Raw genomic sequence first — 21,544 nt, 5'->3', positions numbered from 1 at the left:
GAATAAAGAATGTCACTGATTAGTATGCACGGCGCCTGGCTTTCATTCAGCGATGCGCCGCTGCTGGATAATGCTGAACTGCATATCGAAGATAACGAACGCGTCTGTCTGGTTGGGCGCAACGGCGCCGGTAAATCGACCCTGATGAAGATCCTTAACCGTGAACAGGGGCTGGATGACGGGCGTATTATTTATGAACAGGATCTGATCGTCGCGCGTCTGCAGCAGGATCCGCCGCGCAACGTTGCCGGTACGGTGTACGATTTCGTCGCCGAAGGGATCGCCGAACAGGCCGCTTACCTGAAGGCCTACCATGATGTTTCGCATCAGGTGATGACCGACCCGAGCGACAAAAATTTAAATGAACTGGCCCGTCTGCAGGAACAGCTGGATAACCTGGGCCTGTGGCAGCTGGATAGCCGCATCAATGAAGTGATCGAGCAGCTTGGTCTTAACGCCGACGCGCAGCTGGCTTCGCTTTCCGGCGGCTGGTTGCGTAAAGCGGCGCTGGGCCGTGCCCTGGTCAGCGGGCCGCGCGTGCTGTTGCTGGATGAACCGACGAACCACCTCGATATCGAAACTATCGACTGGCTGGAAGGGTTCCTGAAAAGCTTTAAAGGCACCATTATCTTTATTTCGCACGACCGCTCCTTCATCCGCAACATGGCGACGCGCATCGTCGATCTCGATCGCGGCAAGCTGGTGACTTATCCGGGCAATTACGATCAGTATCTGTTGGATAAAGAAGAAGCGCTGCGGGTTGAAGAGCTGCAGAATGCTGAATTCGACCGCAAGCTGGCCCAGGAAGAGGTGTGGATCCGCCAGGGGATTAAAGCGCGTCGTACTCGCAACGAAGGCCGCGTTCGCGCCCTGAAAGCGATGCGTCGCGAGCGCGGCGAGCGCCGGGAAGTGATGGGCAGTGCGAAGATGCAGGTGGAAGAGGCTTCGCGCTCCGGCAAAATCGTTTTCGAAATGGAGAACGTCAACTATCAGGTTGACGGCAAAGTGCTGGTGAAAGATTTCTCCGCGCAAATCCAGCGCGGCGATAAGATTGCCCTGATCGGCCCCAATGGCTGCGGGAAAACCACGCTGCTGAAGCTGATGCTTGGCCAGTTGCAGGCCGACAGCGGGCGGATCCACGTTGGCACCAAGCTGGAAGTCGCCTACTTCGACCAGCACCGTGCAGAGCTGGATCCGGACCGGACGGTGATGGATAACCTCGCCGAAGGTAAGCAAGAGGTGATGGTTAACGGTAAGCCGCGGCACGTGCTGGGCTATCTGCAGGACTTCCTGTTCCATCCGAAACGGGCGATGACGCCAGTACGCGCGCTGTCCGGCGGGGAGCGTAACCGTCTGCTGCTGGCGCGACTGTTCCTGAAACCCAGTAACTTATTGATTCTCGATGAACCGACAAACGACCTTGATGTCGAAACGCTGGAGCTGCTGGAAGAGCTGATCGATGGCTATCAGGGCACCGTGATGCTGGTCAGCCACGATCGTCAGTTTGTCGACAATACCGTGACCGAGTGCTGGATCTTCGAAGGCGGCGGCCATATTGGTCAGTACGTCGGCGGTTATCACGACGCCCGCGGTCAGCAGGCCCAGTCTTTGGCGCAAAAGCAGACGATCGTTAAAAAAACGACGGAAGTCGCTCAGCCAAAAGCAGAAACTGTCAAACGCGGCGGGAACAAACTAAGCTATAACCTGCAACGCGAGCTGGAGCAACTGCCGCAGAAGCTGGAAACGCTTGAGGCCGAACTGCAAACGCTGCAGGAGCAGGTAGCCGATCCTGACTTCTTTGGCCAATCGCACGATCGTACGCAGCAAGTGCTGGCGCAGCTGGCCGAAGCGGAGCAGGCGCTGGAAGCCGCCTTTGAACGCTGGGAATATCTCGAAGGATTAAAGAACGGCGCCTGAGCCGAGGAGTTGTCATGTGCGATCACCATCATGCTGCGCGACATATTTTATGTCCCCAATGTGATTTGCTGGTGGCTTTGCCGCAGCTTGAGCATCGCCAGAAAGCCGCCTGCCCGCGCTGCGGTACAACGTTAACCACCACGTGGGACGCGCCTCGCCAGCGTCCCACGGCTTACGCGCTGGTCGCGCTGTTTATGCTGCTGCTGGCCAACCTGTTTCCTTTTATCTATATGAAAGTGGGTGGCATCAGCAGCGAAATAGCGCTGCTGGAAATTCCCAACGTGCTGTTTACCGAGGATTACGCCAGCCTCGGCACCTTCTTTTTACTCTTTGTACAACTGGTACCGGCCTTTTGTCTGGTCACCATTTTGCTGCTGGTCAATCGGGTCAGGATGCCCGCTGGGCTGAAGGCGTTTCTGGCGCGCATTTTGTTTCACCTCAAGACCTGGGGCATGGCGGAGATCTTTCTTGCCGGCGTGCTGGTGAGCTTCGTCAAACTGATGGCCTACGGCGATATCGGCATCGGCCTGAGCTTTATTCCCTGGTGCATGTTTTGCCTGCTGCAGTTACGCACCTTCCAGTGCGTCGACCGCCGCTGGCTGTGGGATGATATTGCCCCTATGCCGGCGATTACCCAGCCGCTGAAGGTCGGGGTAGCCGGGATCCGCCAGGGGCTGCGCTCCTGCGGCTGCTGCACGGCGGTGTTACCGGCCGACCAGACCGTCTGCCCGCGCTGTCACAGCAAAGGGACGGCGCGGCGTAAAAATAGCCTGCAGTGGACGCTGGCGCTGCTGGTGACCTCATTTATTCTCTATCTTCCCGCCAATATTATGCCGATCATGATCACCGATCTGCTGGGCGATAAAATGCCGTCGACCATTATGGCCGGGGTGGTGTTACTGTGGAGCGAGGGCTCCTACCCGGTGGCGCTGGTGATCTTTATCGCCAGTATTATGGTGCCGACGCTGAAGATGATCGCTATCGCCTGGCTGTGCTGGAATGCTAACGGCAACGGTGCGCGCGATTCGGAACGCATGCATCTGATTTATGAAGTGGTGGAATTTGTTGGCCGCTGGTCAATGATTGACGTTTTTGTCATCGCCGTGCTCTCTGCGCTGGTGCGCATGGGGGGGTTGATGAATATCTATCCCGCCATCGGCGCGGTCATGTTTGCGCTGGTGGTGGTGATGACCATGTTTTCAGCGATGACGTTTGATCCCCGTTTACTGTGGGATCGTGAGCCAGATTCAAGCCATGAGGAAATACAACAACATGGAAAATAAGAGCGGAGAAGCGAAAGTGCAGAAGGTGAAGAACTGGTCACCGGTGTGGATCTTCCCTATCGTCACTGCGCTGATCGGAGCGTGGATCCTGTTTTATCATTACAGCCATCAGGGACCAGAGGTCACGCTGATCACCACTAACGCGGAAGGCATTGAAGGGGGAAAAACCCGGATCAAGAGCCGCAGCGTGGATGTTGGGGTGGTAGAGAGCGCGACGCTGACCGACGATTTAACCCACGTGGAAATCAAAGCTCGCCTCAATTCCGGCATGCAGAAATTACTGCATAACGATTCCGTCTTCTGGGTGGTGAAACCGCAGGTAGGGCGCGAGGGGATCAGTGGTCTCGGGACATTATTGTCCGGGGCCTATATTGAACTGCAGCCGGGGTCGAAAGGTTCGGTGCCGGCGCAGTATCCGCTGCTGGATTCTCCGCCGCTCGCCTCGCCGGATGCCAAGGGGATCCGGATTTTGCTGGAAAGCAGCAAGGCAGGCCAGCTGTCGCCAGGCGACCCGGTGCTGTTCCGCGGTTATCGCGTGGGGTCGGTGGAAACCAGCACCTTTGATGCGCAGAAACGTCATATCACTTATCAGCTGTTCATCAACGCGCCTAATGACCGCCTGGTGACCACTAACGTTCGCTTCTGGAAGGACAGCGGGATCGCCGTTGATTTGACCGCGGCGGGGATGCGCGTCGAGATGGGCTCGTTGTCGACGCTGTTTGGCGGCGGGGTGAGCTTCGATATTCCGGAAGGACTGGACCTCGGCGAGCCGGTGGCGAACAAAACGGAATATCACCTGTTTGACGATCAGAAGAGCATCCAGGATTCGGTCTTTACCGAGCATATCGATTACGTGATGTTCTTCAAAGACTCGGTTCGTGGCCTGCAGCCCGGCGCGCCGGTGGAGTTCCGCGGCATCCGTCTGGGAACCGTCGGCAAAGTGCCGTTCTTTATTCCTGGGCTGAAGCAGCGTTTGAACGATGACTATCGCATTCCGGTGGAAGTGCGGGTTGAACCGCAGCGTCTGGTCAACCAGCTCGGCGGCGATCCGAATATTCGCGCTCACATTGACGATCTAATTAACCGCGGACTGCGCGGCTCGCTGAAAACCGGTAACCTGGTGACCGGCGCGCTGTATATCGATCTCGACTTCTATCCGAAAGCGCCGCCGCGTGGGAAAATTCAGGAGTTTAACGGCTATCCGATTATCCCGACCATTAGCGGTGGACTGGCGCAGATCCAGCAGCGTCTGATGGATGCGCTGGATAAAATCAATAACCTGCCGCTCAATCCGCTACTGGAACAGGCAACCAGTACGCTGGCGCAAAGCGAGAAGACCATGCAGCATGTACAGACCACGCTGGATAGTCTGAATAAGATCACCTCCAGTCAGTCGATGCAGCAGCTACCTGCCGATATGCAGACGACGCTGCGCGAGCTGAACCGCAGCATGCAGGGCTTCCAGCCGGGCTCCGCGGCCTACAATAAGATGGTGGCCGATATGCAGCGTCTGGATCAGGTGCTGCGTGAGCTGCAGCCGGTTCTGAAAACGCTCAATGATAAGAGCAATGCGCTGGTATTTGAGGCGAAGGATAAAAAAGACCCACAGCCGAAGGGAGCGAAATAATGAAAAAATGGTTACTGGTGGCAGCCGTTTGCGTGATGACGGCGTGCAGTAGCGGCGGTGAGAGCAAAACATATTACCAGTTGCCGGTGGTGCAAGGCGGCGCGCAGAGCGCCGCCAGCCAGGGGGCACGTCTGCTGTGGGTTGAGCAGGTCAGCATCCCGGATTATCTGGCGGGCAATGGAGTGGTCTATCAAACCACCGATGTGCAGTATGTAATCGCCAATAATAATCTGTGGGCCAGCCCGCTGGACCAGCAGCTGCGTACTACGCTGGTGGCAAACCTCAGCCAGCAGTTGCCGGGCTGGGTAGTGTCGTCCCAACCCTTGGGCAGCGAGCAGGATACGCTCAATGTGGCGGTAAATGGCTTTCACGGGCGCTACGACGGGCGGGTTATCGTCAGCGGCGAGTGGCTATTGAAGCATCAGGGACAGCTGATTAAGCGCCCGTTTAACATCGTGCTCAAGCAGCAGCAGGATGGCTATGACGCGATGGTGAAGACCCTGGCCCAGGCATGGAGCCAGGAGGCGGTGGCCATTGCCGGCGAGCTTAACCGTCTGCCATAAGTAAATTTCATAAAAGTGATATGCCGCGTGGTTCATCTGAGCCGCGCGGCATTTTTTTTGCCAGGTCAGTTTGTTACCGAGCGCTGCGCCGAATGAACAAAAAATGAACTCTTATATAGGTCACAAATATGACACTGGCGTGAATTTTGCGCATTGACGTTGTCTTCATTTCGCGGTATTCGTAACCCGTGGCTGCACAATTTGCGACCACTGTTTTCTTTTCCACCAGATCAAAGAATGAGGGAAACGAGGCATGAAGAGACAAAAACGAGATCGCCTGGAACGGGCACATCAACGTGGATATCAAGCGGGTATCGCGGGGAGATCGAAAGAAATGTGTCCATACCAGAGCTTGAATCAACGCTCATGGTGGCTGGGAGGCTGGCGAGAAGCCATGGAGGACAGGGTACTAACGGCCTGACACTGTCTCTTTAAAAAAGAAGCCTCCGCATAGCGGGGGCTTCGCCTTTTAATCGCTGCCGATAATTATCAGAAAGCGGAAGTATCCTGGAACAGGCCGACTTTCAGATCGTTCGCGGTATAGATCAGACGATCGTCAACCAGCACTTCGCCATCCGCCAGGCCCATAATCAGACGACGGTTAACAATGCGCTTGAAGTGGATGCGGTAGGTGACTTTTTTCGCGGTCGGCAGAACCTGACCGGTGAATTTCACTTCGCCAACGCCCAGCGCACGGCCTTTGCCTTCGCCGCCGAGCCAGCCAAGATAGAACCCGACCAGCTGCCACATCGCATCCAGGCCCAGGCAGCCCGGCATCACCGGATCGCCGATGAAGTGGCAACCGAAGAACCACAGGTCCGGGTTGATGTCGAGTTCCGCCTCAACATAACCTTTGTCATAGTTACCACCGGTTTCGCTCATTTTGATGACGCGGTCCATCATCAGCATGTTTGGTGCTGGCAACTGCGGGCCTTTCGCGCCGAACAGTTCACCACGACCAGAGGCAAGAAGATCTTCTTTTGTATAGGATTCGCGTTTATCTACCATGTTTTCAGTAAGCCTTATTTTAAGTTCGGGACGCAGGATAGCTAACACGTGTAAGCTGAACAAGTCCGATCAGTTAGAACTTGTCCCACCTAACCAGCGTAGCGGCCACGGAAAACGATGGCGAGTCTCTTGCTGGGTCGCCTGCGCTATCCGCTCCTGAATGGTTTGTCGCAGCGTCAGCCCTTCACCGTCCCACATCAGTTGGGTCAGCATCGGCAGCGCTTCGGTAATATCGTCAATGGCCCAGATGGCAAACTGGTTTTCGGCAACGGCCTGACGGAGCTCATGGCTAAGACTGAGATGACGAACGTTGGCCGCAGGGATAATGACGCCCTGTTTACCGGTTAGCCCGCGCTGTTGACAGATAGTGAAGAAACCTTCAATTTTTTCGTTCAGACCGCCGACCGGCTGCACGCGACCAAACTGGTCGACAGAACCGGTAATCGCAATGCTCTGATTAATCGGCACATTGGCCAGCGCGCTGATTAAGGCGCAGAGTTCAGCCATGGAGGCGCTGTCGCCGTCCACTTCACTGTAGGACTGTTCGAAGGTCAGCGAAGCGGAGAACGGAAGCTGCTGCTCCAGCTCCAGCTCGGACATCAGAAAAGCCTGCATGATCATCATGCCTTTCGCATGAATATTGCCGCCGAGCTCGGCTTTGCGTTCGACATCAATAAACTCGCCATCACCAATGTGCACGACGCAGCTGATGCGCGAAGGTTCACCGAATGCGCGCGGATGGCCGGGGAATTCAATCACCGACAGGGCGTTGATCTGCCCGACGCATTCGCCTTCGGTTTCAATCAGGATCTGTTCCTGCAGGATTTCATCCTGCATTCGTTCTGCGAGGTAGCCTTCACGCCACTCCCGGCGTGCCAGCATCGTCTGCATTTCTTCGCCAGTAATCTCCTCGCCTTCGCAGAACGCGGCGGCCTCTCGCAGCTGGCGGGCTATCCATAGCGGACTGAGTGGCAGGGTCTCCTGATCGCCGGTGTAGCGCGTCCCCTCATCGATCAGCAGTGGCCAGGCGTCGGCCGCCGGACCTGGCAGCGTCAGCTGCTGGGCATTTTGCCATACCCACTGGCACCAGGCTTTCAGCGTCTCGGCGTCAGCAAACTGCAAAGTGTCTTCATACTCACTGTAGATCGCCTGAGCGCAAAGCTCTGGTTCCATTTCCTGGAAATCCGCCAGCGATTCGCGTTCGCCGACCAGCATGACTTTCAGGCTCAGCGGCATGGAGGGAATGCTGACCGGCAGCGGGCGCGACTCATCGATGGAGAGCCAGTCAAACCGCTGACGGGTCACCATATTTTTCAGGCGCACCCACAGAAGCGGCTGCGCCAGCAGTGTGCGAAGCGAGATTACCAGCACGCCACCATTGGCCTGATGAACCAGGCCTGGCTGGAGGGTGATGTCGCCGTTAAACTGGCGTACGCAGCCAAACAGCTGTTCCGCCTCTACCCAATCGGCCGCGACGACCGGGGCGGTGCTGGCAAAATTATCCTCAGCCCGTTGCGCCGGGGAGAGCGTCACGCGAGCGCCGTCAACGTCATAGCGGACCCCGTAGAGCGGGGCGGTAGGTTCATGCAGCGTACGGGTTTCTGCCGTCAGCCATTGCAGATACTCCGGTTCTTCGGGGGCTTTCACCAGCATGAAGGAGGAGACTGCCGGCGTGCACAGCAATTGCTCAAGCGCGTAGAACAGACGCGGCTGCAGATCGCCCGAGAGAGAGGGGGCCGGTTGAGAGAGATCAGCTTGGGCAAACAGCGCCTGATAAGGTTCCATATCGGGCGCAAGGTCGGTTCGGGTCAGTTTCGTAATGGTCAAAGTCGCTGTTTTTTAGTTAGATGTAAAGCGCGCAATTATACCTGATGCCGCGACTGAGCACACGGAGGATTATGATTACCCCGATGATTCCCCGGCCATACACCTCACGAATAATGATTTATATTCAGCACATCAGGAAAAAACTGATATCCTGAAATGAGTTACACGGTCACATTGAGATCGCAATGAAATATCAACAACTGGAAAATCTTGAAAGCGGCTGGAAATGGAAATATCTGGTAAAGAAGCACCGGGAAGGTGAGCTGATTACCCGCTACATTGAGGCCAGCGCTGCGCAAGCTGCGGTAGATGACTTGCTGACGCTCGAGAATGAACCTGTGCTGGTGCATGCCTGGATTGAGCAGCATATGAATCCGGCGCTGATGAACCGCATGAAGCAGACCATCCGCGCGCGACGGAAACGGCATTTTAACGCGGAGCATCAGCACACGCGTAAGAAGTCTATCGATCTGGAGTTTGTCGTCTGGCAGCGTCTTGCCGGCCTGGCACAGCGGCGGGGTAAAACCTTGTCCGAAACCATCGTGCAGCTGATTGAGGATGCTGAGCATAAAGAGAAGTACGCCAGCAAAATGTCGAGCCTGAAACACGATCTGCAGGAACTGTTAGGCAAGTAGTCTTTACGGCGGCCTGTCAGAGGCTACTCTGATATGGGGCCCACCACCGCAAAAGCGGGAGAGAAGGCATAAAAAAACCCGCCGAGGCGGGTTTTTTCATCAGTTATAACTTAAGCCGCTGGCTGAGTTACAACTTCTTTGTAGCCTTTAACTTCGATCTCTACACGACGATCCGGGGCCAGGCAGTCGATCAGTGCAGCGCGAGCTTTCACGTTGTCACAGGTGTTGCCAGTAACCGGGTTGGATTTACCCATACCGCGTGCGGAGATTTTGCCAGCCGGGATGCCTTTAGCAACCAGGTAGTCAACAACGGACTGAGCACGTTTCTCAGACAGCTGCTGGTTGTAAGCTTCGGAACCGATACGGTCGGTGAAGCCCATAACAACTGCAGAACCGTCTTTCGGATCCATGTTGCTCAGCTGGGTGTACAGCTGATCCAGAGCCTGCTGACCTTCCGGTTTCAGGGTTGCTTTGTTGAAGTTGAACAGAACGTCAGACTTCAGGGTGAAGTGCTTGGTAGTCACTTCCGGAGCCGGAGCCGGAGCCGGAGCTACAACCGGTGCAGCATCTTCCTGACCGAAACGGTAGGAAACACCCACGCTCAGCATGCCGTTGTCCGGACGAACGCCAACGGTGCCCGCGTCGCCGATGTTGTTAACCCACTGGTATTCCAGACGGGTAGCGATGTCACGAGTCACAGCCCACTCTACGCCGCCAGCAAATACCGGAGATACGCCAGTGTCGTGGTTGTCGCCAGCGATGCTGTTGCTGGAGTCTGCGCGCCATACCATGCCGCCCAGACGGGTGTAGATGTCCAGATCGTCAGTGATCGGGTAACCCAGTTTAGCGGTCAGCTGAACGCCCTGAGCTTTGAATGCGCCATTAACCTGGTCGCCTTTATACGGCATACGGCCCAGCCAGTCGTAACCCATTTCGAAACCGAGGTACGGGTTAACCTGGTAACCACCGAACGCACCAGCGCCCAGCTGGCTTTCGTGGGTCGGGCCATTGTTGTTCAGAGAGCTGTTGTACCAGCCAGTGTCATGGAACTGGGACCAACCCAGTTTACCACCTGCATACCAGGTGTTATCTTTCGGAGCGGCCTGCGCTACGGTAGCGAAGCCAGCCAGTGCCACTGCAATCGCGATAGCTGTCTTTTTCATTTTTTGCGCCTCATTATCATCCAAAATTCGCCATGAAGTTACAAAAGACCTCACGGTTAAATCCTTCACCCGGGGCGTGACTTGTTGTTAACTATGCTGATACATGCAGCGTAAGCCGATCACCCCTGGCGATGTAAAGTCTACAACTTAGTTCGAAACTTACAAGTGTGAACTCTGTCAGGCATATGAAAAAAAAGGGTTGTGTACACAATATTTAACAAATATGGTTGATTTTCGTACGCAGAAAAAAGGCAGAAATCCCCGTGTGACAGGCATTGCGCGAAAAAGTCCCTGAAAAACGCTGTGTCTTTACCATCGGTAAAAAAAATTCCAGGAATAATCCTAATTTCACTCAATGATACAAATTTGAGTGAATTTTTAGCCCGCTGAGTTGTCTGCCGAGCGTGCCTTGATTTCTCACCGGGCGCATGATGAATCCCATCGCGCAACCTTCCTGGGCGGCATTGACCAGACGCTCATGCTCTTCCGCGGTTAGCTCCTCCGTTAGCCAGCAGATAACCACACTATAATTACCGGTGCGCAGCGCGCGGATCATTGAGTCTACGGTATGGCAGGGTGACAGCTGGCTAATTTGCATGACTTTAGACAGCGGTAGACCGGCAGACTGGACCCACTCGCGGCTAAGCTTTTGTTGCGGCGTGAGCCACAGTTGCCAGCGAGACTGTTGACCCAGCTGCTGTAATAAAGGTAGCAGCAGTAACTGTGTCATCATGGGTTGATCTTCACGATAGACAATTTCACTGATCAGCCCATTGGCGGTCTGTTCGCCAGAACGATGAGCGTAGTGGCCTGCAGAAGCAGAAGCCTGTGCTGAACGATTTGCGTGAGCTGAAGTAAACATAGTCTATCCCGCCTGTAGTTACTGTATGCATATACAGTATATCTACCTGGGGAAAAGATCAACCGCAATTTGCCATTTTGCTGGCTGAAATTTAATCATTTCCCGCCGCGTCTGATTTATAGCGATGCGCACCTCTCCTCAACGATATCCTTAATGCCGGCTAATGATTTCTTTCCACCCTGTTGATTGCAGCAACGTCAGTGATTTTCTGAAAGCGTCTCGCAAAACCGCATTCTGGTGGAAAAGTCGGCGAAAATCATCTTGCTGCTGTTCGGGAAGTCCCTTATGTTTTCTCTTAGCGGATCCGTTAACAACTTAAGTTTAATTACATGATTAACAAAGGAATGATCATGAGAAAACTAGTATGTCCGCGGTTCCCGCAATTTCAGGCCTGCGTCTCGCCGCTGGGTCAGTTACATTCTCGTCCGCTTTTTGGCGGCTATAGCCTGGCCATTGATGATACGGTGTTTGCGATGGTGGCAGAGGGCGATATTTACCTGAGGGCCTGCGAGCAGAGCGCCGCGTATCGGGTTGAACATCGCAATCCTTTATTAACGCTGCGCCGACATGGGCGCATCGTGCCGATGAAGTATTATCAAATTGACGACGCATTGTGGCGCGATGAGACTCAGCTTTTTCGGCTGTCGCTGTTGTCGTGGCAGAGTGCGCAGCGTGAAAAGAACCACCGACGGGCGTCGGGCCGTCTGAAGGATTTACCCAATATCAGCTTTCATATGGAATTGCAGCTGATCCACGCGGGCATACCGGATGTCAGGACGCTTCGGGAGGTAGGCGCTCAGCAGGCCTGGCAACGGCTACGAGAAAACAACGCCTCTCTGTCGCTCAACGTCTTGCTGGCGCTGGAGGGGGCGATTGTCGGCGTTCACGCCGCCGCGCTCCCGACGCTGCGGCGTCAGGAGCTGCTCGAATGGGCTGGAGCCCGCTAGCGGACTGCCGCCGTTATTCTGTCTGAGCGTGGACGCGCTGTTGCAGGCGGCAAATTTCAGGCAGCAGCGCAAGCAACAAGCCAATCTGCTGTAATACCAGCGGCTCTTTACTGTCCGCGCGCGGTTCCAGATGCTGGATCCGGCTTTGCAGGCTGGTCAAAGACTTCTGCACCCGATGTTCATCGGCGGGGGTATGGTGCAGGGCGTCATCAACATAACAAACAGCATCATCCAGCAGGGCAAGAATATCGGGGGTGGACAGTTTTTCCCGATGCGCGCCGAGAGCGGAGATGTAGCTGGTGAAGGTATGGTTGAGACACAGCAAGCGAAAAGCGGTCTCGCGCTGGGCGCCATCCGCGCGCGGTTCAGTCGACAAATTCGAGACCACGGAGGCCAGTTCGGCATCACGGTTGTAGGCATCACGGCGGGCGACACGATAGGCCAGACGGTTGTCGCGGCCCTGGTGATACTGCTCCAGAATGGCATCCAGATAACGGCAGTTCGCGTTCATCGCCCGGTCCAGGACGCGCGGCAGATTGCGAAATTTCCAGTCCGGCCAGATGAAGCTGACCGCCGCCCAGGCGATGGCGCAGCCGATCAGGGTATCAATAATGCGCGGTAGCGCGACCTCAAAACCTTCGCCAAGCAGGTTAAAGCACAGCAGCACCAGCAGCGTAATAAACATGGTGGCATGGGCGTACTGCACGTTACGAAAGGCAAAGAACAGCACGCCGGTGAGCACGATCAACACCAGTTGCCCTTCAATCGAAGGCACCAGCAGCAGGACGGGCAGGCCGATCGCCACCCCCACCAGCGTGCCGATGATCCTCAGCGCCAGTCGGTGGCGGGTGGCGTTATAGTTCGGCTGACAGACAAACAGGCTGGTCAGCAGGATCCAGTAGCCATGCTGGAGCCCGGTAAACTGGATAAAGGCATAGCCGGCGCAGAGCACCAGCGACATACGTACCGCGTGGCGAAAGAGAGCGGACTCCGGTGACATGTTGCGCCGCAGACGCAGCCAGATGTCGTTCAGCCCGCCGAGTCTGTCGTCGGCCAACAGCGTCTCGGTGTTGCTCCCGGCAGGCGCGGTCGTTTGCACCGATTCAATCGTGGCCAGCTGCGCATCGATAGCGCGCAGGTTATTGAGTAAAAACCCAAGGGCATTGATCTGCTCGTCGGACGCGCCGCTGGCGCGCACACGGTCAAGCGCCGCGTCGAGATGCATAAACGCGCGTTCAAAATGGGCGTCATGTTGGTAGGGTTCGCGCAGTAAAATCGCCCGCGAGAGCTTCTGGCAGGCCTGGGCCTGCATCGAGAGCATGCGCTGGAAACGGAACATCACGTCGCTGTAGCGGAATTGATCGCGCAGAGTCTGATACTGAATATGCGATGAGCTGGCGCGTTCATGAATATCCTGGGCCACAAAGTAGTACTGCAGGGTGCGGCGGGTGCCGCGCTGGCCCCGATCGCCTCGCAGTCGGGTTAGCAGCGAGACCTTGGTTTGGTTAAGCGTAGCAACCAGCTGGCCGTTGGCGAGGGCCAGATCGTACAGCGGCGCCTGGCTCTCATCCTCCAGGTCAGGATCAAACAGCCGGGATTTGAGCTCCAGATAGCGAGCCAGTTGCTCATAGCTACGCGCCAGGTTGTCCTGCAATGGACGAATCGGAAAAATCAGGTGCCCGGACAGCGTCAGCAGGTTGTACCACACGGCCCCCGCCAGCAGGAACAACGGCTGTAGATACCAGTGATCGTACAGTGTGACGCCGAGCATGGTGTAGATGGCGATGAGCAGGGCGCCGAAGGCGATGGTGGCATAGCGCTGGCCGAGGCCGCCGAGCAAAATAAAGCCGATGGTAGACACGGTCAGGCCGAGGGCAAACAGCGGCGGCCACGGAAACAGCAGCTCCACGGAGGCGGAGGCGATAAAAAAACAGACCAGGGTAATGGCGAGGTTGCGCAGACGACCGGTCAGCCGGTCGTCGAGGTCGGTCAGGGCCGCGGCAACAACGCCAAGGGTGAGAGGGATGGTCAGTTTGACTTCGCCGATCCACCAGGGAAACAGCGTTGTGCCGCAGAGCGCAATAAAGATCCGTACGTTATAAAGCCAGGCACTGTTCCAGGTATAGCGGCGTAGCAGGGGGCTAATCATGTCCGTGTTCCGTTCGGTTACTGAAAGCGACGACGCGCATTGGCTTCACGTGCGGCACGCGCGGTTTCCACAGAGACGACCCGACGTCCTACCGGCCAAAGGGCAATGGCAGCAATTTTAAAGTTCGCGATCCCCACCGGGATGCCAATAATGGTCAGACATTGAGCTATGCCGCTGAAAATATGCATCAGGCACAACCACCAGCCGAAAAAAATGAACCACAGAATATTCAGCACGGTGCCGCCGGCGTTGAGGAGGCCATTTTTACGGCCCGGCTCCAGCTCATCCACATGAATAGCCTCGTTACCGTATGGAAATAAGGAGAGTCGGGTGATTTCCCAGCAGGAGCGGGTCAGCGGCAGCGTGACGACCAGAACGATGCTAACCAGCGTGGCGAGCAGCCAGCCTAGAGTGGTGGCGAAACCGCCAAGGATAAAGTTCAAAATATTCAGAATGGTACGCATAAAGCCTCGGTTTTGCCCTGTGGATAATAAGACCTGACAATTGTAACGTTTTTTTGCGCTGGAGCACCTGGTCCCGGGCGGTTAAACTGAAAAACAATCCACCCTGATTGAAAATCGACATTATATGGAACTTAAAGCGACAACATTGGGCAAACGCATGGCTCAGCACCCTTATGATCGGGTGCAGTTACTGAACGCCGGCGTAAAGGTTTCCGGCGACCGTCATGAGTATCTTATCCCTTTCAATCAGTTATTGTCAGTGCATTGTAAGCGCGGTCTGGTCTGGGGCGAACTGGAGTTTGTGTTGCCTGACAGCAAAGTCGTGCGTTTGCACGGTACCGAGTGGAGCGAAACGCAGCGCTTCTATCACCATTTACAAACGCTCTGGGAGCAGTGGAGCGCGGAAATGAGTGACATCGCCGCTGGCGTACTGAAGCGGCAGCTGGCGACGATCGAGCGCACCCGTGCGGAAGGCAAATGGTTGACGCGTCAGCAGGTGGCGGATGTGCAGGATAACATTCGCCAGGCGTTGACTGGTTTGCCGATGCCCACCAGCCGGCTTGAGGCCTTTGACAACTGTCGGGAGCTGTGGCGGGAGTGTCAGCGCTGGTTAGGGGATATTGAAGCGACACGCCTGGCCCATAACCAGGCCTTCACCGAGGCGATGCTTGAGCAGTATCGCGGCTTTTTTGACGGCGTTGAGTCGTCCCCTCTTAATGCCTCACAGGCGCGGGCGGTGGTGAACGGCGAACGTTCCCTGCTGGTGCTGGCGGGCGCGGGCAGCGGCAAAACCTCGGTGCTGGTGGCGCGGGCAGGCTGGCTGCTGGCGAGGGGAGAAGCGGCAGCAGAGCAAATTTTGTTACTGGCATTCGGCCGCCAGGCGGCGCAGGAGATGGATGCGCGGATCCGCGAGCGTCTTGCATCCGACGATATCACCGCGCGTACCTTCCACTCGCTGGCGCTACATATTATTCAGCAGGGCAGCAAAAAAGTCCCCACCATCAGCAAACTGGAAAGCGATAGCGCAGCTCGTCAGGCGCTGCTCGTGAAAAGCTGGCAGCAGCAGTGTCAGGAGAAAAAAGCGCAGGCGAAAGGCTGGCGCCTGTGGCTGGAAGAGGAGATGGGCTGGCAACTGCCGGAAGGCGATTTCTGGCAGGACAAGAAGGTGCAGCGGCGTATGGCCAGCCGGCTCGACCGCTGGGTCAGCCTGATGCGTATGCACGGCGGCTCCCAGGCAGAGATGATTGCCGGGGCGCCGGAGGCGGTACGCGATCAGTTCAGTAAACGGGTGAAACTGATGTCGCCTCTGATGAAAGAGTGGAAGGCGGCGCTGAAGGCCGAGAATGCGGTCGATTTTTCCGGCCTGATCCATCAGGCGGTCAATATTCTCGATAAAGGCCGCTTCGTCAGCCCATGGAAACACATTCTGGTGGATGAATTTCAGGATATCTCGCCGCAGCGGGCCTCGCTGTTGGCTGCATTACGCCGGCAGAACAGCCAAACCACGCTCTTTGCCGTCGGGGATGACTGGCAGGCGATTTACCGGTTCAGCGGGGCCCAGCTTTCCCTGACCACCGCGTTTAATCATTACTTTGGCGAAGGGGATAGCTGCGCGCTGGATACCACCTATCGCTTTAACGGCCGCATTGGCGAAATCGCCAATGGCTTTATCCAGCAGAATCCGCATCAGTTAAGTAAGCCGCTGAACAGCCTGACGGCGGGCGATAAAAAGGCCGTCACGCTGTTAGCCGACGATAAGCTGGATGATTTACTGGATAAACTGAGCGGCTACGTTAAGCCCGAGCAGCGGATCCTACTGCTTGCCCGTTACCATCATCTGAAGCCCGACGCGCTCAACAAGGCGGCGACGCGCTGGCCGCATCTGCAGCTTGATTTTATGACTATTCATGCCAGCAAGGGCCAGCAGGCGGACTATGTGATTGTGCTGGGACTGCAGGAGGGAGAGGATGCGTTTCCCGCGCCGGCGCGCGAGTCGATCATGGAGCAGGCGCTCCTGCCGCAGCCGGAAGATTTTCCTGATGCGGAGGAGCGTCGACTACTGTACGTGGCGATAACCCGCGCACGTCATCGGGTGTGGTTGTTGTTTAACAAAGCGCAACCTTCGCCGTTTGTCGACATCCTGCAGGCCTTGGATGTGCCGGTGGCCAGGAAACCCTAATCACGTGTGGGTTATTTCAGGCGCTCGGCAAGATAACGCGGATAATCCGGGATCAGAATATCGAGCGGCTGATTAAAGTGCGGTGACTGGATGATAAAGTCAGCGGTGGAGACGTTAGTGGCGACCGGAATGTTCCAGACGGTGGCCAGGCGCAGCAACGCTTTGACGTCCGGGTCGTGAGGCACGGCGTTCAGCGGATCCCAGAAGAAGATCAGCACGTCGATTTTGCCTTCTGAAATAAGCGCGCCAACCTGCTGGTCACCGCCCATCGGGCCGCTCAGCATGGCATTGACCTCCAGTCCGGTAGCCCGCGAGACCAGGTTACCGGTGGTGCCGGTGGCATACAAAACGTGTTGCGCCAGCAACGCCTGATGGCGAGCGACCCATTTCATCAGCATATCTTTACAGTGATCGTGAGCCACCAGCGCGATATGTTTTTGCGCGGACAGGGTACGAGTTGTCAGTTCCATATTTTCATTCCACATTTTGACCTGCAGACAGATTACTGAATGTGGCTGCCGCTGCAAGCATCGGGGTGAAAATTTTGTCGAATCTGTGGGTTAGCCTGGATGGCCGCCTGCTGCGGATTAGCATACACTTAGGTGAAATAGCAGGAGGAACCCATGAAAGAGAACGATATTGCCGGCATCCTGACGTCGACACGGACGATTGCGCTGGTTGGCGCCAGCGATAAACCTGACCGCCCGAGCTACCGGGTCATGAAGTATCTGTTGGATCAGGGGTATCACGTTATCCCGGTTTCGCCGAAGGTGGCGGGCAAGACGCTGCTGGGACAGCAAGGGTATGCGACGCTCGCCGACGTTCCGGAAAAGGTCGACATGGTTGATGTCTTCCGTAATTCAGAAGCGGCGTGGGGCGTGGCGCAGGAGGCGATAGCCATCGGCGCGAAAACGCTGTGGCTGCAGCTGGGGGTGATCAATGAGCAGGCCGCGGTGCTGGCCAGAGAAGCCGGATTGAACGTGGTGATGGATCGTTGCCCGGCCATTGAGCTACCGCGACTGGGATTAGCAAAATAACAAAAAACCCCGCCTGGCGGGGTTTTGTTTTAGTTGCGAAGGCGCGGAGCCTGCAGCTGCTGACGAATCGTTTTGGCCAGTTCGTCGAGGGACGGCTGTTCCGGGTGTTCGTCGCGGGTTTCGCTGCTCAGCTGCGCTTCTGCCAGATAGGTGTGGATCGGCTGACCATCATCATCTTCCATCACCACATGGTACCAGGGCGCCGCACGCAGTTCGTCATTGGCGGCAATCTCATCCTCTTCCGGTTCCGCGAGTGAATACTCGGGATCGACATCGACGATGACACCCAGGTAGCCCAAGAGCGTATGGCGGACCTGTTGGCCGATACCGAATTTGCTGGCTATCATAGGCACCTCCTGGGAAACATGAATACTCCCTATATGAGGCTCATGTTTCGTTTTTCAAGTTACATGACGCGACAGGCAAACCCCTTCAGATACAGCCCTTCCGGGTAGGTTGCGATCACCGGGTGGTCGGCAGCCTGACGGAACTGTTCTATAAATTGTACATCACGCCCGGCATCAATTGCGGCATCGGCGATGATTTTCTGAAATAAATCGGTGGTCATCAGGCCGGAGCAGGAGAAAGTCAGCAGCACGCCGCCGGGGTTCAGCAGCTGGATCGCCAGCATATTGATATCTTTATAACCGCGGCAGGCGCCCATCAGCTGGCTTTTGTTTTCCACGAATTTCGGCGGATCCATCACGATCACGTCGAATTTCTCTCCCTGATCGCGGTATTTACGCAGCAGTTTGAACACGTCGTCGCGCACAAATTCCGCTTTGGACAGATCCAGTCCGTTGAGCTCGACGTTCTGTCGGGCGACGTCCAGCGCTTCCTGAGAGGTATCCACGCTGGTGACCTGGCGGCAGCCGCCCATCAGCGCTGACACCGCAAAGCCGCCAGTATAAGAGAAGCAGTTCAGCACCCGCTTATCCGCGACATAGCGGCGAGTAGCCAGGCGACTGTCGCGCTGGTCGAGGTAGTAGCCGGTTTTGTGCCCGCCCTGGATATCAACCAATAGTTTCATGCCGTGCTCGGTGATCGGCAGCAGCGCCGGGGGCAGCTCGCCCACCACCGGCCCCTGGGCCAGCTCCAGTCCCTCTTTTTTACGCACGGCGACATCGCTGCGATCGTAAATGGCGCAGTCCGGGAACAGGTTCTGCAGGGCGCTGATGATGGCGGCCCGCTGGTATTCGGCGCCTGCGCTGAGCAACTGCAGCACGAAAAAGTTGCCAAAGCGGTCGATAGTGACGCCCGGCAGCCCATCGGACTCGCCGGCGATCAGACGGTAGCTGTCGAGACCATCGCGCTCGGCCAGCCATGCCCGCCAGGTTTGCGCTTGCTGCAGGCGGCGTTCAAAGAAGGTGCTATCGATGGCTTCATTGCGGTCGAAGGTCCACACGCGGGCGCGGATCTGCGACGACGGCGAGTAAGCGCCGCGGGCCAGCCATTTTCCCTGATGGTCAACAATATCGATGGTTTCACCGCTGCGGGCTTTACCCTCCATGCGGGCGACGCCGCCTGAGAAAATCCACGGATGGCGACGCAGCAGGGATTTCTCGCGTCCTTTGGCTAACACTAAGCGGGGGAATAGGGAATCTGTCATGGAGCTACCTTTAAGCAACGGGAATGTCGGCACCGAAAAATGGCGCGTAGAGTAGCACACCTGGCGCACGCAAGCATCTTTCGCCCGGCAGGCACAGGTGAGCGTTTCGGCACAAAATGCAGGCGCTTCGGCACATTCAGTTTGTGCGGACTCTCATACCCTGTTTTCTCACCCCAACGAGGAGCAGACGATGAAAACAGGTATCCGCATGGCCGTGGCGATGGTCGCGGCAGTGAGTAGTGGCGCGATGGCTGCGCCGTTTAGCGTGAGCAGCGATGATATACATGACGGGCAGGCGCTGGCCCGGAAGCACTGGTTTGCCGGTTTCGGCTGTACCGGAGGCAATGTCTCTCCGCAGCTGGCATGGAAAAATGCCCCGGCGGGGACGCGAAGCTTCGCGGTCACTGTCAGAGATCCCGATGCGCCTACCGGCAGCGGCTGGTGGCACTGGACGGTGGTCAATATCGCCAGCAGCGTCTTTTCGCTGCCCGCTGGCGCGGGAGATAAAAACAGCGCTACACTGCCGGGCGGAGCGGTACAGGGCCGCAACGATTTTGGCTATGCAGGTTTCGGCGGCGCCTGTCCGCCGGCGGGAGATAAACCGCATCGCTACCGCTTTACGGTATGGGCGCTGGATGTCCCTACGCTGCCGGTGGATGCCGGGGCCAGCGGGGCGCTGGTCGGCTATCTGTTACACAGCCATGCTCTCGCCAGCGTACAGTTGACGGCGATGGCCGGGCGCTAAAATAAAGGGTCGATCCGATGGAGAGTATCCACTTTCAGCATAACGCCTTAACCGCGGCAGAGGTCACCACCCGACGGCTGTGCAGACTGCATCGGGTGCGGCTGTTCTCCCCGGCGCTCTGTCGGGTGAAACGCGGCAGCAAAGTGATTGTGCAAGGGGAGAGCCGGGTGCTGGCGACGCCGCAACAGCTGATTGTGTTGCCGGCTGACGTTGAGCTGGAGGTGATTAACCAGCCGGAGAACGGCCTGTTTTGCTCCGATCTGCTGTCGCTGACCCCCGAGCTGCTGACGACGTTTAAGACCCGTTATCTCAGCGAAACACCCCCAGGGCGTCTGACCTCGCTCTGCGCCCCGGTGACGACAGAGCTGGCGTTTATGTGGCAAAGCGTTCTGCAGGCGGTGCGGGAGGGATTATCCACCTCTCTACAGCTCCACCAGACTATGGGCCTGCTGCTGGCCCTGCACGAGGCGGGCTATGCGGGCCCGCTGCTCGTCGAGCGGCAGCAGGATCTGTCGGCGCAGGTTCGACAACTGGTCATGCTGTCGCCGGCGCAGGCATGGAGCGTGTCGCGGGTGGCGAAAATGCTCTTTCTCGGCGAGTCCACGCTGCGCCGTCGGCTGCAGCAGGAATCGCAGAGTTTTCGCCAGATCGTCGAGGAGGTGCGGATGGCTCACGCCCTGGGGCAGCTGCAGACCACCTCGCGGCCAATAGGCGAAATCGCGCAGAACAGCGGATATCAGTCGGGATCGCGCTTTACCGCGCGCTTCCGTCAGCATTATGGTTTACTGCCGAAGCACGTACGCTGAGCGAATTTGCTATCCTCAGCGTAAAGTGTGAGCGAAAAGGAGATGATAATGGCCAGTATCTGCACGATGGCATGGGTTTACGGTTCGGTTCAGGGCGTGGGATTTCGCTATTCAACACAGCGGGAAGCGCTGCAACTGGGGTTGACCGGCTATGCCCGTAATCTGGACGACGGCGGGGTGGAAGTGCTTGCCTGCGGCGAGGCAGAGCAGGTGGAGAAACTCATCGCCTGGCTGAAAGCCGGGGGGCCGCGCAGCGCGCGGGTTGACCGGGTGTTAACCGAGCCCCATCAACCCACCCGCAGCTGGGAAAAATTCGCGATTCTCTATTAGATGCACTTCACCGGCTTCGGCAGCCCGGCGATTTTGGTCGCCTGTTTGGCGGGGCCTTTCGGGAACAGGCGATAGAGATAGCGGCTGTTGCCTTTCTCTTCGCCAAACTTGTTGGCCATCGCCTTCACCAGCATGCGGATCGCCGGAGAGGTGTTGAACTCAAGGTAAAACTCGCGCACAAAGCGCACCACTTCCCAGTGTTCAACGGCGAGCGTTATCCCTTCCTGCGCGGCAATGACTTCCGCCATCGCCTCGCTCCACTGGGTGGTATCTTTCAGATAGCCTTCGCTATCCGTTTCAATTTCGTTGCCTTCAAAAATAAACATGATTTTTCACATACCGCCTGAAACTGGCCGCAGTGTAGCAAAAAAAAAGGCCCCGCATAAGCGAGGC

Annotated in this window: 22 protein-coding genes; 12 read left to right on the top strand and 10 right to left on the bottom strand. The window is 56.8% G+C overall.

The features are described from left to right. Positions 1-9 precede the first annotated feature (9 nt). From DTA24_RS19045 to rmf, 5 genes are all read left to right on the top strand, one after another. Positions 10-1,917 (top strand): ABC transporter ATP-binding protein, encoded by a 1,908-nt coding sequence (locus DTA24_RS19045; protein WP_012542303.1) that lies wholly within the window; start codon positions 10-12, stop codon positions 1,915-1,917. Between the two features lie 14 nt (positions 1,918-1,931). Beyond that, positions 1,932-3,200, top strand: coding sequence for a membrane integrity-associated transporter subunit PqiA (gene pqiA / locus DTA24_RS19040; protein ID WP_012542302.1), 1,269 nt, complete (start codon positions 1,932-1,934; stop codon positions 3,198-3,200). Further along, complete coding sequence (gene pqiB / locus DTA24_RS19035; RefSeq protein WP_008805887.1) at positions 3,190-4,827, top strand: intermembrane transport protein PqiB; 1,638 nt, start codon at positions 3,190-3,192, stop codon at positions 4,825-4,827. Before pqiA ends, pqiB begins: the two co-directional genes overlap by 11 nt. Next, complete coding sequence (gene pqiC / locus DTA24_RS19030) at positions 4,827-5,390, top strand: membrane integrity-associated transporter subunit PqiC (protein ID WP_008805888.1); 564 nt, start codon at positions 4,827-4,829, stop codon at positions 5,388-5,390. Before pqiB ends, pqiC begins: the two co-directional genes overlap by 1 nt. Positions 5,391-5,643: 253 nt before the next feature. After that, on the top strand, positions 5,644-5,811 hold the full coding sequence (rmf, locus tag DTA24_RS19025) for a ribosome modulation factor (protein WP_002898396.1): 168 nt from the start codon (positions 5,644-5,646) through the stop codon (positions 5,809-5,811). Between the two features lie 68 nt (positions 5,812-5,879). Here the strand turns inward: rmf and fabA are convergent, their stop codons facing one another. Both fabA and DTA24_RS19015 read right to left on the bottom strand, forming a co-directional pair. Further along, complete coding sequence (gene fabA / locus DTA24_RS19020; protein WP_012542300.1) at positions 5,880-6,398, bottom strand: bifunctional 3-hydroxydecanoyl-ACP dehydratase/trans-2-decenoyl-ACP isomerase; 519 nt, start codon at positions 6,396-6,398, stop codon at positions 5,880-5,882. Positions 6,399-6,467: 69 nt separating this feature from the next. Next, on the bottom strand, positions 6,468-8,225 hold the full coding sequence (locus DTA24_RS19015) for an AAA family ATPase (RefSeq protein ID WP_094284866.1): 1,758 nt from the start codon (positions 8,223-8,225) through the stop codon (positions 6,468-6,470). Between the two features lie 185 nt (positions 8,226-8,410). Here DTA24_RS19015 and matP point away from each other — a divergent pair, with 185 nt between their 5' ends. Then, positions 8,411-8,860, top strand: a complete 450-nt coding sequence (gene matP / locus DTA24_RS19010) for a macrodomain Ter protein MatP (RefSeq protein ID WP_049158034.1) — start codon at positions 8,411-8,413, stop codon at positions 8,858-8,860. 110 nt (positions 8,861-8,970) lie between these two features. Here matP and ompA read toward each other — a convergent pair whose 3' ends face one another. Further along, positions 8,971-10,023 (bottom strand): porin OmpA, encoded by a 1,053-nt coding sequence (ompA, locus tag DTA24_RS19005; protein WP_008805892.1) that lies wholly within the window; start codon positions 10,021-10,023, stop codon positions 8,971-8,973. Positions 10,024-10,375: 352 nt separating this feature from the next. Then, on the bottom strand, positions 10,376-10,885 hold the full coding sequence (gene sulA, locus DTA24_RS19000) for an SOS-induced cell division inhibitor SulA (RefSeq protein ID WP_008805893.1): 510 nt from the start codon (positions 10,883-10,885) through the stop codon (positions 10,376-10,378). 350 nt (positions 10,886-11,235) lie between these two features. Here sulA and DTA24_RS18990 point away from each other — a divergent pair, with 350 nt between their 5' ends. Further along, positions 11,236-11,832, top strand: coding sequence for a TfoX/Sxy family DNA transformation protein (locus DTA24_RS18990; RefSeq protein WP_012542296.1), 597 nt, complete (start codon positions 11,236-11,238; stop codon positions 11,830-11,832). Positions 11,833-11,845: 13 nt separating this feature from the next. On the opposite strand, the gene yccS is transcribed toward DTA24_RS18990, so the two are convergent. Together yccS and DTA24_RS18980 are read right to left on the bottom strand one after the other, a co-directional pair. Further along, positions 11,846-13,981 (bottom strand): YccS family putative transporter, encoded by a 2,136-nt coding sequence (yccS, locus tag DTA24_RS18985; RefSeq protein WP_008805895.1) that lies wholly within the window; start codon positions 13,979-13,981, stop codon positions 11,846-11,848. A 17-nt stretch (positions 13,982-13,998) separates the two neighbouring features. Then, entirely contained in the window at positions 13,999-14,445 is a 447-nt protein-coding gene (locus tag DTA24_RS18980) for a YccF domain-containing protein (RefSeq protein ID WP_008805896.1), read from the bottom strand. A 124-nt stretch (positions 14,446-14,569) separates the two neighbouring features. Here DTA24_RS18980 and helD point away from each other — a divergent pair, with 124 nt between their 5' ends. Next, positions 14,570-16,624 (top strand): DNA helicase IV, encoded by a 2,055-nt coding sequence (gene helD / locus DTA24_RS18975; protein WP_012968608.1) that lies wholly within the window; start codon positions 14,570-14,572, stop codon positions 16,622-16,624. A gap of 11 nt (positions 16,625-16,635) precedes the next feature. Here helD and mgsA read toward each other — a convergent pair whose 3' ends face one another. Further along, on the bottom strand, positions 16,636-17,094 hold the full coding sequence (mgsA, locus tag DTA24_RS18970; protein ID WP_008805898.1) for a methylglyoxal synthase: 459 nt from the start codon (positions 17,092-17,094) through the stop codon (positions 16,636-16,638). Positions 17,095-17,247: 153 nt separating this feature from the next. Between mgsA and DTA24_RS18965 the strand changes: the two genes are divergently transcribed. Further along, positions 17,248-17,661 carry a CoA-binding protein gene (locus DTA24_RS18965; protein WP_002898434.1) on the top strand — a complete coding sequence of 138 codons (414 nt, stop codon included), beginning with the start codon at positions 17,248-17,250 and terminating at the stop codon, positions 17,659-17,661. Positions 17,662-17,690: 29 nt separating this feature from the next. Here the strand turns inward: DTA24_RS18965 and hspQ are convergent, their stop codons facing one another. Both hspQ and rlmI read right to left on the bottom strand, forming a co-directional pair. Beyond that, complete coding sequence (hspQ, locus tag DTA24_RS18960) at positions 17,691-18,008, bottom strand: heat shock protein HspQ (RefSeq protein WP_002898441.1); 318 nt, start codon at positions 18,006-18,008, stop codon at positions 17,691-17,693. A gap of 59 nt (positions 18,009-18,067) precedes the next feature. After that, the gene (gene rlmI, locus DTA24_RS18955) at positions 18,068-19,270 is read right to left on the bottom strand and encodes a 23S rRNA (cytosine(1962)-C(5))-methyltransferase RlmI (RefSeq protein ID WP_008805900.1); all 1,203 of its coding nucleotides are present in this window, start codon (positions 19,268-19,270) and stop codon (positions 18,068-18,070) included. A 190-nt stretch (positions 19,271-19,460) separates the two neighbouring features. On the opposite strand from rlmI, the gene DTA24_RS18950 reads away from it, so the two are divergent. From DTA24_RS18950 to yccX, 3 genes are read left to right on the top strand one after another with little or no spacing between them, the layout of a single operon-like run. Next, positions 19,461-20,015, top strand: a complete 555-nt coding sequence (locus DTA24_RS18950; RefSeq protein ID WP_012968606.1) for a YbhB/YbcL family Raf kinase inhibitor-like protein — start codon at positions 19,461-19,463, stop codon at positions 20,013-20,015. Between the two features lie 17 nt (positions 20,016-20,032). Continuing rightward, the gene (locus DTA24_RS18945) at positions 20,033-20,821 is read left to right on the top strand and encodes an AraC family transcriptional regulator (RefSeq protein WP_012968605.1); all 789 of its coding nucleotides are present in this window, start codon (positions 20,033-20,035) and stop codon (positions 20,819-20,821) included. Positions 20,822-20,869: 48 nt separating this feature from the next. Then, positions 20,870-21,151: an acylphosphatase gene (gene yccX / locus DTA24_RS18940; protein WP_012542291.1), complete on the top strand. Its 282-nt coding sequence runs from the start codon at positions 20,870-20,872 to the stop codon at positions 21,149-21,151. Here the strand turns inward: yccX and tusE are convergent. Next, the gene (gene tusE / locus DTA24_RS18935; RefSeq protein WP_002898457.1) at positions 21,148-21,477 is read right to left on the bottom strand and encodes a sulfurtransferase TusE; all 330 of its coding nucleotides are present in this window, start codon (positions 21,475-21,477) and stop codon (positions 21,148-21,150) included. The genes yccX and tusE overlap by 4 nt on opposite strands. Between the last annotated feature and the right edge of the window lie 67 nt (positions 21,478-21,544).

The organism is Klebsiella sp. P1CD1 (assembly GCF_003790505.1).
GTDB classification, from domain to species: Bacteria; Pseudomonadota; Gammaproteobacteria; order Enterobacterales; family Enterobacteriaceae; genus Klebsiella; species Klebsiella variicola.
This window is presented reverse-complemented; position numbering and strand designations above follow the sequence as displayed.